The sequence below is a fragment of the Cylindrospermum stagnale PCC 7417 genome (assembly GCF_000317535.1).
In the GTDB taxonomy this organism is placed as follows: domain Bacteria; phylum Cyanobacteriota; class Cyanobacteriia; order Cyanobacteriales; family Nostocaceae; genus Cylindrospermum; species Cylindrospermum stagnale.
The window spans coordinates 4933039-4946975 of the sequence record NC_019757.1; the positions used below are offsets into that span (position 1 = coordinate 4933039).

15 protein-coding genes are annotated in these 13937 nt (G+C 37.0%); all 15 read left to right on the forward strand.

The features are described from left to right. The first annotated feature begins 180 nt into the window (after positions 1-180). Positions 181-4218: a phage tail protein gene (locus CYLST_RS36055; RefSeq protein WP_015209697.1), complete on the forward strand. Its 4038-nt coding sequence runs from the start codon at positions 181-183 to the stop codon at positions 4216-4218. A gap of 23 nt (positions 4219-4241) precedes the next feature. Beyond that, positions 4242-4667 carry a hypothetical protein gene (locus CYLST_RS20700; RefSeq protein ID WP_015209698.1) on the forward strand — a complete coding sequence of 142 codons (426 nt, stop codon included), beginning with the start codon at positions 4242-4244 and terminating at the stop codon, positions 4665-4667. An 80-nt stretch (positions 4668-4747) separates the two neighbouring features. Next, a complete protein-coding gene (locus CYLST_RS20705; protein WP_015209699.1) occupies positions 4748-5173 on the forward strand; it encodes a hypothetical protein in 426 nt (141 codons plus the stop codon). A gap of 143 nt (positions 5174-5316) precedes the next feature. Beyond that, positions 5317-6258 carry a WD40 repeat domain-containing protein gene (locus tag CYLST_RS20710; protein WP_015209700.1) on the forward strand — a complete coding sequence of 314 codons (942 nt, stop codon included), beginning with the start codon at positions 5317-5319 and terminating at the stop codon, positions 6256-6258. Positions 6259-6397: 139 nt separating this feature from the next. After that, on the forward strand, positions 6398-6697 hold the full coding sequence (locus CYLST_RS20715) for a hypothetical protein (RefSeq protein ID WP_172642163.1): 300 nt from the start codon (positions 6398-6400) through the stop codon (positions 6695-6697). Between the two features lie 229 nt (positions 6698-6926). Continuing rightward, on the forward strand, positions 6927-7091 hold the full coding sequence (locus tag CYLST_RS34705) for a hypothetical protein (RefSeq protein WP_157162618.1): 165 nt from the start codon (positions 6927-6929) through the stop codon (positions 7089-7091). 401 nt (positions 7092-7492) lie between these two features. Further along, complete coding sequence (locus CYLST_RS20725; protein ID WP_015209703.1) at positions 7493-8146, forward strand: hypothetical protein; 654 nt, start codon at positions 7493-7495, stop codon at positions 8144-8146. 92 nt (positions 8147-8238) lie between these two features. Beyond that, positions 8239-8472, forward strand: a complete 234-nt coding sequence (locus tag CYLST_RS36840) for a papain fold toxin domain-containing protein (protein WP_085960652.1) — start codon at positions 8239-8241, stop codon at positions 8470-8472. A 49-nt stretch (positions 8473-8521) separates the two neighbouring features. Beyond that, the gene (locus CYLST_RS20730) at positions 8522-8863 is read left to right on the forward strand and encodes a hypothetical protein (protein ID WP_015209704.1); all 342 of its coding nucleotides are present in this window, start codon (positions 8522-8524) and stop codon (positions 8861-8863) included. Positions 8864-9044: 181 nt separating this feature from the next. Then, positions 9045-9734 (forward strand): hypothetical protein, encoded by a 690-nt coding sequence (locus tag CYLST_RS20735; RefSeq protein ID WP_015209705.1) that lies wholly within the window; start codon positions 9045-9047, stop codon positions 9732-9734. Next, positions 9718-10662 (forward strand): hypothetical protein, encoded by a 945-nt coding sequence (locus tag CYLST_RS20740; protein ID WP_015209706.1) that lies wholly within the window; start codon positions 9718-9720, stop codon positions 10660-10662. The genes CYLST_RS20735 and CYLST_RS20740 overlap by 17 nt, the downstream gene beginning before the upstream one ends. Positions 10663-10944: 282 nt before the next feature. After that, a complete protein-coding gene (locus CYLST_RS20745; RefSeq protein WP_015209707.1) occupies positions 10945-12081 on the forward strand; it encodes a HEAT repeat domain-containing protein in 1137 nt (378 codons plus the stop codon). Positions 12082-12122: 41 nt separating this feature from the next. Beyond that, entirely contained in the window at positions 12123-12410 is a 288-nt protein-coding gene (locus CYLST_RS20750; protein WP_015209708.1) for a hypothetical protein, read from the forward strand. Positions 12411-12441: 31 nt separating this feature from the next. Then, entirely contained in the window at positions 12442-13080 is a 639-nt protein-coding gene (locus tag CYLST_RS20755) for a hypothetical protein (RefSeq protein ID WP_015209709.1), read from the forward strand. A gap of 478 nt (positions 13081-13558) precedes the next feature. Further along, on the forward strand, positions 13559-13756 hold the full coding sequence (locus CYLST_RS20760) for a hypothetical protein (protein WP_015209710.1): 198 nt from the start codon (positions 13559-13561) through the stop codon (positions 13754-13756). Positions 13757-13937: the final 181 nt, after the last annotated feature.

Genomic DNA, 13937 nt, shown 5'->3' on the forward strand with positions numbered 1-13937 from the left:
AAAGCTGTGGAAATTCAACAACTGAGTGAGTCAGCAGCAGAGAAATATAAATCTAACGACTTACTGCCGTTGTAGTTAGGTTGTGGTTGTTGGTGCTAGTAAGTTGGGTGAAAAGCGGAAATCATCAAAAGTGTTTTCTGGCAATGGCTTGTAAAAACTTCTACTTAGAGGATTGGATAAATGTATAGCAGGCAACACAGAACCGCCAAAAATTCTTCCAACTCCTCAGACACACAAGCACCAAATCAATTCGCACCGCGTCGCTTTGTCGTTCAGCCCAAAACTGAGGCCAGTCAGCCCCAACAAGAACAAACGCCTGATATAGAGGCTCAACAAGAAGAGACAAAGCAGTATAAAGGTGGCTTTATTGATTTCTCAAAATTAACACCCCGCCCGACACCACCAAAGACGCCAAGAATTCAGATGAAGCTTACCCTAGGTCAGCCGGGGAATATATATCAGCAACAAGCAGTCCCATCAAACCCTATTGCTATCCAGCCCAAAGCCAACACAGATTTATCCCCAGCCCAAAATCCAACATTAGAGCCATTCGACAAAGCTGAAGAAGTATCAAATGAAGCTGTTGAACTTCGGCAGATGAGTGAGTCAGGAGAGTCAGGCGATGAAGATGCCAATTCGCCCAATGGCGGAAATGTTCAACGGGCTTGCTCTCTATGCGATTCGGAAAAATCACTCTTCCAAACCAAACTCACCATAGGCGCACCAGGGGATAAATACGAACAAGAAGCCGACTCAATGGCACAACAGGTGATGTCAATGGACACACCAACTGTTCAACAGCAACCCATTCAACGCCAAGAAGAAGAACTTTCAGAGTCCATCCAGAAACAACCTTTATCAGCATCCATCACCCCACTCGTTCAACGCTTCGCTAAAGCCAAAGTTCAAGCCAAGTCCAACAAAGAATCAATCTTTACGAACAAAGAAAGTTATCTAGAATCTACACAACTTAAAGCACTTCCGGCAAAACATATTAGTACGCTGAATATCAGTCCTGGTGCTCAAGCTAAATGGTTAAACAAACACGTTCATGCAGAGAAACCAACTGCCCAAGAGCAACCAATTCAACGCCTGACTGACGAAACGCTTCAAAGGTCAGGGAAAAGTGATGCAACGCCTGCAACTCCCAGTTTAGAAAGTCGTTTGGGAAGTCAAACAGGTGGGGGAACTCCTTTAGATGAGCAGACACGCTCATTTATGGAACCCCGGTTTGGTGCTGATTTTAATCAAGTGCGGGTGCATACTGACACAACTGCCGTGCAGATGAACAAGGAATTGGGGGCGCAAGCATTTGCACACGGCAGCGATATTTACTTTGGTGCAGGAAAAACCCCCGGTAAGAATGAGTTAACAGCACATGAACTAACTCATGTGGTGCAGCAGGGTGGTGCTGTGCGGATGAATCCAGCTAAGAAGTTGGTAAATCCCCAAGTTTCAGCAAAGATTAACAAGGAACCGGGAATCATCCCCAAACAAGATCATTCAGAATCTGCACAACTTAAACCACTTGAAGCAAAGCAACTCCCCACTGATGCCACATCAAGAGCAAGTAATAAAGACTTATATCGCTTTCCTCATGAGACACAAGCGCTGCAAGCCAAACAACTCCCCAATTCTGACACCCCATTAGATAGCAATAAAGAAAAGCGCCCCCTTCCCCAACAAGACCATCAATTGGTTCAATCAAAGCATATCAGCACCTTGAGTGTTAGTCCTCGCATTCAAGGTGATTGGTTTCATGACCGTAAACGCGAATTACTAGACCAAGTAGAACAGCGACTTAAGGATATTCCTGGTTATGACTTATTACTCTTAGCATTAGGTCGAAACCCAATTACTGGCGAAGCAGTAGAACGCAACGGGACTAAAGCAGTTGGTACTTTTCTTAAATTAGTCCCAGGTGGTGATCAAATATTTGAGAAATTACAACAATCAGGGGCGCTGGAAAAGGCTTTTACATGGTGGCAAGACGAAATCACCAAACTCAATATTACCATTGAGAATATTAAAGGGTTAGTTAATAAAGCAATAGACTCTTTAGGATTGAGTGATATCACCGATGTTAGTGGGGCAATTGAGAAAGTTAAAGGCTTTTTTAAACCAACAATAGAACGGGTAAAAAATTTCGCTACCAATGTCGGTAACAAAGTGCTGGAATTCACTTTAGAAGGCTTCATGCAAGGTGCTGGTGGAGCAGTTTCACAGGTGATGGCAATCCTGAAAAAAGCAGGTAATGTGTTTGGGACAATAGCCAGCGACCCGATTAAGTTCTGTCAAAATTTGATGAAGGCAGTAACAGGAGGCTTTGAGCAATTTAAGAATAACTTTAGTCAGCATTTCCAAACAGGTATGATGAAGTGGTTGTTTGGAACTTTGGCTACTGCTGGGTTAACTGCTCCCAGTGAGTTTAATGCTCAAGGGTTGATATCTATTGCTTTGGAAGTATTAGGAATAACTTATCAAAAAATCCGTCTCAAATTAGTAAATAAGGTAGGTGAGAAAAAGTTAGCTAAAGCCGAACAGGGAGTAGAGATATTACAGAAAATACTCCAAGGTGGCTTGGCGCAAGCTTGGCAGAACATTAGTGAATTGATGGAAAATGTAGAACAGCAAAAAGAGGAGATGATCGGCAAGCTGAAAGATATGGTGGTAGAAGCCGTAATCGGTGCCGCAATTCCTAAGCTGCTGGTGATGTTTGTTCCTGGTGGTGCAATCATAGAAGCGGTAATGAATGTTTACAAAACCATTACTTTCTTCATCGATAAAGCCCAAGAAATAGCCGAATTAGCAAATGCGGTATTTGATTCGATTGGGAATATTGCCGCCGGGAATCTAGCAGCAGCATCGAGCAAAGTAGAAACTGTGATGGGTCGCAGTCTATCACTAATTATTAGTTTTTTGGCGAAACTAATTGGTGTGGGTAATCTGGGCTATAAGGTCAGAAAGTTGCTGGAGAATATCAAAGGTAAAATTGATGAAGCTCTTGATAAATTGGTGACGTTTATTGCTGATAAGGTTAAGGTTTTTCTGAAAAATCCCGGTCAGAATAATCAGCCTGCTGTTGTTCCTGGTCAGAATAATCAGCCGCGTGGGAGTCAAACTCAACATAATCAACAACCCAATAATTCTCCTCAAAATACCCAACAAAATCAAAGTCCTACCAGTCAACGCAGTGATGGTGAAGTAGGCAAAACAATTAACTTCACAGCCAAAGGTGAGAGCCATAGTTTATGGATTGAAGTTGTAAAAACTTTAGTTAAGGTTATGGTGGCAAGTACACCAGAACAGGTCAAAACCAAGCTCGATAAATGGCAAGGGCGACTCAATGAACTTCAAGGCAACAATCGCACAAAAGCTGAAAAGTCACTTAATATCGCCTACAAAGACCTCGGCATCACACAGAAAGAAGCGCAGGAGGCTGTTAAAGAGAAGCAGAAAGCAGATAGCGCTCCCGGAAATCAGAAGGCACTAAATGAGTTTATTCAGGCTGATAGCGAGACAGAGGCAGCACAAGATAACCTTGCAGATGCCCTCAAGGAATTATTCGAGCTATTCGGTGAAGAAAACACACTTAGCCAAAAATTTATTGAAACGCGAAATCAATCCAAAGCAGTTATTAATGAAGTGCGGACATTATGTAACCAGCGGCGTCAGTTGATTCAAGCAGGCAAACTTGAGTCCCAATTTGGATATAATTTGGATGGATATGAATCGGCTTTACAAAACCTGGAAGAAGAATGGAAAAGCACGAAAGGAGCTACAGAAAAAGAGCCTGGATTATACGAGTTAGCTGTCGAAGAATTTGATAGAATAAAAACAGAAGTTACAAAGCTCAAAGCTCAAATTCAAAAAGAAATACCACTAAAACAAGATTCACAAACAGAAACCTTACCTAATGAGTGGTCTAATATTAAGCCTAATCTGGTATATAAGACAGATTGGGGTCTAGTATCTTTTGCTGATAAACAAATCGCATTTGGAAAGCAGCACGATCTAGATAGTAAGCATTTACAAGCAATTAACAAAGGTAAAGTAGCTCCCAAAGGTAGTCAAGGTCTTGTTCCATCTCAATTGGAAGGATTCGATCTAAAATCAAAAACAATAGCAAAAGGTCAATCACATTACCGTTATCATGGGAAATTTATTGACGGCGTTAATGTAGTTTTGCACTTTCCTGGTAAAATTTCTAATGATTAATACAAAAAGTAGCAGAAACTCAGATGACTATTAATTTAACAAAACATCATATTTTGAGGGATTTAAAACATTTTGTAGAGCAAACTCAACCACTTGATCTGGCCATGAAACGTCTAAATCATAACCAAAATTTCAAACTATCTGGCTACTGGCATGAAAAAATTTTCTATAAAGAAATTTCTTTTATCAATCCTCTATCTGTTAGTTTGAAAACAGCTTCAGTTAGCCTAGTATGGAATGATAATCATATAGAACGCTTGATTAAGTTTTATTTTTTGCTGAAAGCAGATGGAAGTAAGTGTGAAAATCAAATAATTGAAGAGGTTGATAAAACTGGTCATATGTTTCTAAGTTTTAATACCAAGTTAGAATTGGTTAGTGAAGATTGGTTTGTAGATGTATTATCTCCATATGTTATTGCGAAAAAAGATGAATCTATAAATAATTGAGCAAATATTATTTATCCACATTTTTTTACGAAAAATAACAAAAAGCGACTTGGTTAATTAATATACTGATTAGTAATACTATGAGTGAAATTTTAGATTTAGAAAATCATCAAATTTGGAATGACTTAGAAAAAATATTTTCGCAGATTGATGTAAATGCGTTAATCGAGAGTCACATTGATTTAGAAAATTTCACTATATCTGATTACTGGGATGAAAATCATGTTTTTTATGAAAAAATTATTTCTGTAGTTCCTTTAAAAGCACAATTAGAAAGTTTTTCTTTAAACATAATCTTTGAAGATACTTATACAAGATCATTGCTGAAGTTTCATTATTTACTAATAGCTGATGTTTTTGAAGTTGAGAAAAACTCCGAAAGAGATTCTAACAAGGTTATAGGTGGAATCACTTTGCTATATAATACAAATCTAGAGCTTGAGGATGAATATTGGGATATTGATATGTCATCTCCATTTGTCGTTGGTAAGTGTAGAGTAAGCTGAAAACAAAAAACTTTTACTGGCTGGCTAGAGATAGAAATCTAATAATGTGTCAGTTGCGTAAGTCCTGTTTACCAGTCAATTAGTTGAAGGAGGCTTACAAGGAGCGATTAATGTGAGAATAAATATAAATATGAATAATAAATATGAATAACCGAATAATTACATTAAATAATCCTCATGCAATAGGTACATTGGACATTAGTTTAAATGGTTCCATGCTTGTAGTTGGACAACTAGATGATGGTAACGGCACTTACCCTATTGTGACTTTAAGAAGCCTCCCGTCTTTAGATATCTTAACTGAAATAAAGCAGGTAGATGGTGTTGCCATTGAGTCAGCAATTTTCACACCTGATGGAAATAAATTAGTTTATCTGAAAGATGCAACAAATGTTTCAATATATGATTTAACAACTCAACAAGTATTAAAATTTGGTTTGTATGCAGAAAGAGTAATTTGGTTAGCTGCTGCCAAGACATCCCCACGAATATTAACAGCTGGTAGCACTATAGATATTTGGGATCTTGAACAACCAGAGCGCTATTGGATCTGGGAAGTGCCAGATTATGAAATTCCACCAGATATGAGACCAGCTTTGGCAGATATTAGTCCTGATGGAACCAAAGTTGCGGTAGTAGGAAATAACACAAATCAAGTATTAATTTACGACATTGATCAAAACGAAATAGTTCAGGTGTTAGAGGATGCTCCTTTGCAAGCACATTGGGCCAAATTTTCACCAGATATGCGCTATTTTGCAGCAATTGGTTATTATGCTAATGGTGTTTATGTTTGGGATTTGACAACAGGTAAAAGGCATTTACCAGATATATTTAGTGTAGATGACATAACTTCTCGTTCGCTGTGTTTTCATCCTAGTAGCAAATATCTTGCTATAGGTACACAAGGTAGTATTGTTAATATCTACCGTATGAGTGACGGTGAAGACATAGTTTCACTTGAATACCTTGACATAGGACAGATTGAAGGTTTAGCTTTTACACCAGATGGTAAACATCTTTGTTCTGGCGGATTTAAAGGTTTGCTCTCAATTCTAGAATTAAATGGGCTAGATGAATTTTGAACCCTATATTTTGAGAATCAGTACATTCACAATAAATCATTTTCATAAAGCCCAGAAAATAGATGTAGTGATGAATGTTTACAAATTCATTTGGTACAAACTTTATGAAACAATTGGATCAATGATACATATTTATAATATGTTCAACTTTTACAGCTACGAAAATGGCATTTATGAGTTTGATATCACACAGGCAAATTTCCCTGGTATTAATCGAGGTACGAAGGATTGGGTCAAAAAATGTTTGTCTATTTTTGGGATAGAGATTAATGTCAGTTCATGGCAAGTAATACCAGTTCGCAGTTATTATTTTTCTAGTTACACAGAAAAAGATGATCTTTGGGAAGATAGTTGGACAAAAGGATGGTTAATCAGAGTTTTTACTGATAGTCAAACCCCAGCATCGCCAATTTTTTTTTACTCAACTATTCTATATTGATGAAGCAGATCCAAGCTGGCATTATGAATTAGAAGACAGTGACGGACACAATAAAACTGCTCTAATAATATCGGATTTTAGCAATAGCTTAAATGTAGTTCAACAAATTGGAAAACAAATAATTACCAACTATTTGGCCAATCAAAATATTGTTGAACTATCTATTCGTTCATTTGGAGAGTACAAACATCAACTAAGAATTATCTGTTATGAGATCGACCTTATTAATATGGTAGATCAGCTTAAACAAATTTTGGAGGACTGTCAAAATTTTAATAATGGTATTGTTAACTGGCGTGATAGACTGATTTCTCCAGTACAAAATATAGATAATCACTGTTCAGAAGAAATTTTAACTTGGCGAAATAAATTGTTTGCAGATGAAGATGAATAAGGAAATGAGCATACAGCAATTATATCTGAGTTTTGAAAATAAATACTTTAGAGCAACTAGAATAAAAGCGCAATTTTATTTTAATTTAATGGGGAAATTGAATTGTTTTGAATAATTTATTCAGAAAAGAGATTTTGAGAAAAAATTTTATAACTAGGTTAATTTTATTTGTTTAAACAGCTTTGCATACAGCGGTTCCCGGTCGAATGCAATACAATCGAGGGCGGGGAAACCCCGCCCCTACAGGCTTGGCGATGAAAAAATGTACCTCATAACAGCAGGAAGTGCTGTAAATTATGAGTCCTATATAACTGAATTTTTGAATTAAGAAATCTAGCCTTTTATTAGTTAAAATAGTACTCAGGCAAGACATATTTTAATAATTTGGAGAAATAGCATTAATGAATTTTGAACAATATATACAAAAAATGCAATTAATTTTCCGAGAGATGGAAGTATCAGAACAGTATGATTTATCCTACGAAATTTCTCGTCCAGCTACGGATATAGGCGAATTTGAAGAAATTATTGCTGAAGAACATGGCATTGATGGATTTCACATTTGGGAACCGTTTAAGAAATTTTATCAAGTAACATCTGGCTTTACGTTCAGATGGAGGTATCTAAATAGCACAAATGAAAACTACTCTACCAATGGAATGGCAAATATTAATTTAATTTTTTTAATTTATGAGCCAGAAGAACAAATATCAGGAGAATTCAACCTATTCGCAGGATACAGAATTTTAGATTTTATTGGAGATGAAGAATTAGAAAAAGATAATTATGTGGCCGTAAAATTTTTCGATGACAGGGATGAGCCGGACTTGTATTACTATTCTATTGATACGGATTCGTATTACAAAATGTCAATTGGTTTTGAGGAATATATGAATTTATTACTTGAATGTCGAGCGTTATATCCGTGGCAAGAATTATTTATTAGTGATAAAAATTTTATACTTGATAGCAATAGAATCCAACAATTTTTGGCTGATATAATATTTTTATTTCCAGATATAGATATTTCAAAATTTTGTCAGAATATCAAATAATTTATCAATAGCCTATATAGCAACCCTATCTAATTTTTTGTGTTGGCGTAGCCTGCCGTAGGCATTAAATTTTTTGATAAAAAACCGCAAATATTGATACAGGTTCATCGCATGAACCGTGGGGAAATATCTATCATGATGGAATTGAACAGACTATTGCAACTAATAGTAAACATGAAGGAGTTTCAGTTGAAATAGATGGACAGGAATTAGTGTTTGATAATATTAATCGTGATGGTGTTACCAGACAAAATTGGTTCAAAAATCTTTATTCTCCTATTATAGATGCAGGCAAAAAATTTATAATAGAAGAAATCCCCTTTTAGGTAAAATAGAAGTTCCATAGTTATTGTTCTTAATAGTAGGAGGTTAGTCGTGAGTGATTTATATGACCTATTACAAAAAATCAAGCAAAGACCTTCCATGTATTTAGGTAAGCATTCTATTTTCAGTTTTTTGGCTTTTTGGTCTGGATATAAAGTTGCTCAAGATCAATTTGGTATTCATCCCACAAGGCAGGAACAGGAATTTGAGGAGTTTTTACAATGGATACGAGAAAAATATGAAATTAATACCAGTCAATCTTGGGCAAGTATAATTCTCTTTTACTCTGAAGATGAAAGATCCGCCTTAGATAGATTTTTTGAATTGTTTGAGGAATATTTAGATAGAGATAAAATTTCAGAAAGTGAGGATAAAAATTTAGGTAGATTATAGGACTTACGCACCGTAAAAATTCATTCTAATATTGGGCCTTTTTAATCTTGTTCTTATGCGTCAGGAGACTCATTTTACCTGTAGGGTGCGTTAGGGAACGCACGGATTAAGATTTTTAATGAATAAAACCAGCTTACATATTTAGCATTGTTTGTCAATGCGTAAATCCTAGATTATAAAAATGAACATGATAGTTGATAGAAATCTGGGAGTTGTTGCAGACTGGTGGTTTGAGGATAGATGCCGCCTTGCATTTCCAACTAGTCGCTCAGAATTACAGGTGCTGCTGAAAATGTGTCAATCAGCAGCTGAAGTCCTAGAAGCTCATAAACTACTTAAACCTTCTAGGGTAATCTTCTCTGGTTGGCTCCGTGCTGAACCTGATGAAAATAATCTAGTTCGTGTAGAGGAACCAGATATCACTATCACAATTCTTGAATCAACAGGTAGTCAAGAATTATTAACTCAATGCGAAAAAACTTTAGACCAACTGGAGCAACAGCGCTCTTTTCTTTATCCCACTGATGTAAAAATTTTAGGAGTGGGCGTTGTTTTGGATGCTAATGGACAGGAATATGAATTACCTGATGTCAGTTGGCTACTAGGTACAACTCTGGATGCCCATATTGTTGATGTCTGTACCCAGAGTGACGCTTGGCTTCCTTACACTCTTGTAGCACAACCACAGATAGAAGTATGGAAGCGTAATGCGCCACGTTTGGAGGCAGCACTCCAAGAGATTCAAGCACGCTTAAATGTAAAGCCTTACACAAATAGTTGCAGTGATTATGCTTTGATCAATGGCTTTAGTCTTGAGAATCACACTGATGCAGATGGAGAGGTATTAATTGTTTATGGCGAATCTGTTTAAAGACGTGTATAAAAAAATTGTTTTGCCAGGTGAGTTATATAAATTGCATAGACGACCTATGCATCCTGAAATTGTCATCAACGATAGTAATACAGGCGTTCAAATTATAGATCCTTGGAGTGAACAGATAAAAGCACACATTCCTTTCACGGAAAACTACAATAGCTCAGGAGCAACTGATGAATGGTGCTTACGGTCAGATGGCAAAGCTATGTTAGCGTTGAATGAAGACAATCCAACTGGATGCTGGCTATCACTCGAAGGTGGTGCTTCATACGATATTGAATGCCCTCTCATGCCAAGAATTGGTGATTTACGTTATGTTTGGGATGAGGATTCATTCTTGCTGAGTGGTGGCAAGTCCTATAATTTTTATAAATTAGGTTGGAAGGAAAATATACCTGTATTCACGGAAATTTCATCCATAGAGTCTCGTCGTGCACAGTGGGGCTGGAGAATTATTCTAAGTAGCATCTCAGCCTTGAATTCCAATGTATTGCGTGTAGAGTCTGATCTATTTCAAATGCTTTACCACAATGGAGTCGATAAACCAGAGCAAATTGGTTTGGCAAACTGGCGTGATGAGACAGTTTGGTCTGTCATTCCTCCGAAGCCCGTCCCTACAGTTGCTGGGCCCTTCTCTTTGATTAGTACGGAGGGTAATAAAGAAAGTATAGATATTGATTTATTTCCTCTAAGTTTAATTAAATTGGCTGCTTTAGCTAACCAGCTATTTGTGATGTATGAGTATGAAGTGTATTCTCTTAATCAAAACGGGGAAATAGAATTTACTTATTCGGCTCCAGAGAATTTTTGCTTCAGTGATTTAGACACTATACCTGCAAAAAATGGGTATCCACCTGCTTTAGTGTTGGGATGCAAATCTCTAAATGGTTCTGATAGTGAACTTCTGGTTTTTAGTTTATAGATTGTTCTGCTAAAGCAGTCTAAGCTGTTGCGCGTATAACTTGCACTTTTTATGGCTTGGAACCCTTGTTGTAACAGGAACACTCTGGAAAATTAAAGACACAACAGCTTACTAATATTGTATGAAGGTCTTATAAAAATATACATTGAGGTTATTATCAGTGTTGATATAGTTTTACAGAAAAAATTCAAATTTTTATATAAAAAACTGAATTATGAATGTTAATAAATCTTCTCCATTTGTTGTTGGTAAGCATGGAGTACAAAAATTGAGAGGAAAGTAATGAACGAATTAGACGCTTTATCTACAGCAGAAATTGCAGCACAGTTCCAGGTAACTGATAGTGGGGAATGGCCTAGCCTCTGGTATATCTTAAGAAAGCGACCAGATGCAGAACCGTATATAGTTCAGTTACTGCAAGGCAAAAATGCAGAACTGAAACAGGACATGATTGGAATGGTTATAAATTATAATAGCCAAACTGTTATTGATAGAATTATCCACGCACTCTTGGATGAGAATGAGGGTGTAAGGAAAAAAGCAGCTGATTGCTTGGGGACAATGAAGATTGTGCGAGCAGTTGAGCCACTAATCACTTTAACAAGAGACTCTGGTAAGTTAGTTCAGAATAGTGCAATTAACGCTCTAGGAAACATTCGAGATAGACGAGCAACTACTGCTTTATGTGAGTGTATAAAAAGTCCAGATGAGACTATTCGGATAGATGCTGTTTGTGCGTTGCACAAAATTCGAGATCCAGCTTCTGTAGATGCCATACTGGATGCCTTGGACGATGTATTAAGTTATATCAGATACCGTGCAGTCAAGACACTTGGTTTACTTGGAGATAAGAAAGCTGTAAAACCTTTAGTAGAGATGTTATATGACAGTGAAGATTATGTATGTAATATGTCCGCCGGTGCACTCATTCAACTGTGTGGAGTAGAAGATATTCCCTATCTTACCGAAGTCTTGATAGAAGAAGACGACGAGGATGTGCGGGATTATTTAGAGTATTGTATTGAACAAATACAAGCTGGGCCTCCGCCCGAAATTCCCCGTGAACAGTGGCTTTACAGAGCTTGGTTGAGTGAACCCACGATTAATGCTAGCTCAGATGTCTGTCAATTTTTTGAAGATGGAACGGGGGAATTTAAGTATTTCAACATGGGAGTTACCAGTGATGAAGTCCCTTTTCACTTCCGAGTAGAAGAGGAGAAAATTTATTTTTTATTAGAGAATCAAGAACAATGGATAGAAACTAAGTTTGAAATTGAAGAAACCACATATGACCATTATGATGAAGGAGATGTACCCTGTTTTAAATTGCTATTAACACAAGACCCTTTGACTCTTAGTTACCAACAAAGTGCCACATATTATCATCTAATAGGAGACACTCCCATCAAGTTCAGCTAGAAATAAGCTAGAATTTTTAATAACTTAGCTACCTTATTCTTTTGTTATGGATTTCTCAGCTTACTTATTTTCATATATTAGCTGATATTAATAGCCACTTAGTTAATGAAAAAAGCAAAAGTCCCGATGGAACACCAGAACTTGATCATACAGTTGAGGTAGGAACTCATTGGAATACAATCGGTCATAATCAGACTCAGGCTGAACGTGTAGCTTGGTTTAATGATATAAATAACCATCAAGTAATTTGCGGGCATCATAACTCTAGTAAAAAAGGGCCAACTTATAATAAAAAAGTAGGTCAAAATTTTAAGGGGCCAGGTGAGTAACCAATATTGACCTAACTGTTGGAGCTTTATTATGAGAATAACCTACACACTTTGGAATCCAATTATTAATTCAGACCGCACAGGCTGTAGTTTTGATGTAACTCCAGGTCTTTATCAAGTTGCTTCTGGAACCCTAGATTTAATGAAAGAATTTTTACAATGTTTGGGAATTGAAGCTGAACCAAGAGAGTGGAATATTGAACCTTTCTGTAGTGCTTACTATTCAGAAGACATGGTGTCCGAATATTATCAATCTCGCCATCTAATGGCTTGGCGAGTAAATATTTCTTTCACACAAACTTACAGGGAATACTCAGATTTAGAGTTCTGTATGTTTAATCCAGTTGCTGTATGGAATGGCAAGGATGATACATGGGAAGAAATGGAAGATTCCTGGGATTGGAAGAGTATGCAGTACATTGCCATTGTAGACTTTGAGCTTTGGGAATGGAGCGGATTTTTAGAAGATTACCAATTACAAAAACAACCTATTTTTGCCCAATGTATGAATTTTGAAACTTACCTTTTACGTGGATTATTTCGTCAGGTAAGATTTAACTTAGGAGTAATTAATTTTCCCGATGAAGAAGAAAAGGTCATGGAGTTCTTACGTGCTTGTGAGCAGTATGATGTTTCAAATAACTGGGCAAAAACTTTGGCTGGATGGTAAATTTTTTATTAAAAGTCAGAGTGCAATATATTAAAAAATGGAAAATCTACAGAAAAATCACCCAGCCTACTAACTGTTGGAATTTTATACTGACTTAGACACCATATCTGCAAAAAATGGGTATCCGCCTGCTTTAGTGTTGGGATGCAAATCTCTAAATGGTTCTGATAGTGAACTTCTGGTTTTTAGTTTATAGATTGTTTTGCTAAAGCAGTCTACTAATATTGTATGCAGGTTTTATAAGTAGGTGGGCGTTAAAAAATATAAGATAGACCTAACCCCCCAGCCCCCTTCCCTACGAGGGAAGGGGGAGAGGAATGTTCACGAGGTTTTATATTTAATTGTGCCAAGCTACTTAAAACTATACATTGATGATAACTGTAAAACTTAGGCTGAAAAAGTACTGAAAATGCATTGTATACAGGTAGCTATTGCACCCCCTCAAACCAAGACTTCATCAGTTCTGAAATAAAGTTAGATGACCACCCATACTCAAACCCACCAAATAAAGACTGAATTAACCCTACACGACACCGCACAAACTCCCCTAACCATCCACGCCATTACCCTCAACCTCACCACCCAAAACGACACCCCTATCGAGTCCCATCTCACCTTCCAAATCAACCCAGAACTTTACCAACGCATTTACCCCGCAGTATGTAGGTTGGGTTGAACAGAGTGAAACCCAACAATTATTTTGATTTTGAGTAGCTAATTAATTTTGGGTTTCGTTCCTCAACCCAACCTACTACTAATAGACATTTTTTACTAGGCTGATTCCGAGTTTTATACGTGTAACTTGGGAAGAATTGTAAATAATTGTTGTAAAAATGGCTTGTCTAATTTACTGAATT

Excerpts from the sequence above, each read along its gene's own strand:
- CYLST_RS36055 (WP_015209697.1), top strand. The coding sequence starts at position 181 with ATGTATAGCAGGCAACACAGAACCGCCAAAAATTCTTCCAACTCCTCA.
- CYLST_RS20700 (WP_015209698.1), top strand. The coding sequence starts at position 4,242 with ATGACTATTAATTTAACAAAACATCATATTTTGAGGGATTTAAAACAT.
- CYLST_RS20705 (WP_015209699.1), top strand. The coding sequence starts at position 4,748 with ATGAGTGAAATTTTAGATTTAGAAAATCATCAAATTTGGAATGACTTA.
- CYLST_RS20710 (WP_015209700.1), top strand. The coding sequence starts at position 5,317 with ATGAATAACCGAATAATTACATTAAATAATCCTCATGCAATAGGTACA.
- CYLST_RS20715 (WP_172642163.1), top strand. The coding sequence starts at position 6,398 with ATGTTCAACTTTTACAGCTACGAAAATGGCATTTATGAGTTTGATATC.
- CYLST_RS34705 (WP_157162618.1), top strand. The coding sequence starts at position 6,927 with ATGGTAGATCAGCTTAAACAAATTTTGGAGGACTGTCAAAATTTTAAT.
- CYLST_RS20725 (WP_015209703.1), top strand. The coding sequence starts at position 7,493 with ATGAATTTTGAACAATATATACAAAAAATGCAATTAATTTTCCGAGAG.
- CYLST_RS20735 (WP_015209705.1), top strand. The coding sequence starts at position 9,045 with ATGAACATGATAGTTGATAGAAATCTGGGAGTTGTTGCAGACTGGTGG.
- CYLST_RS20740 (WP_015209706.1), top strand. The coding sequence starts at position 9,718 with ATGGCGAATCTGTTTAAAGACGTGTATAAAAAAATTGTTTTGCCAGGT.
- CYLST_RS20745 (WP_015209707.1), top strand. The coding sequence starts at position 10,945 with ATGAACGAATTAGACGCTTTATCTACAGCAGAAATTGCAGCACAGTTC.
- CYLST_RS20755 (WP_015209709.1), top strand. The coding sequence starts at position 12,442 with ATGAGAATAACCTACACACTTTGGAATCCAATTATTAATTCAGACCGC.
- CYLST_RS20760 (WP_015209710.1), top strand. The coding sequence starts at position 13,559 with ATGACCACCCATACTCAAACCCACCAAATAAAGACTGAATTAACCCTA.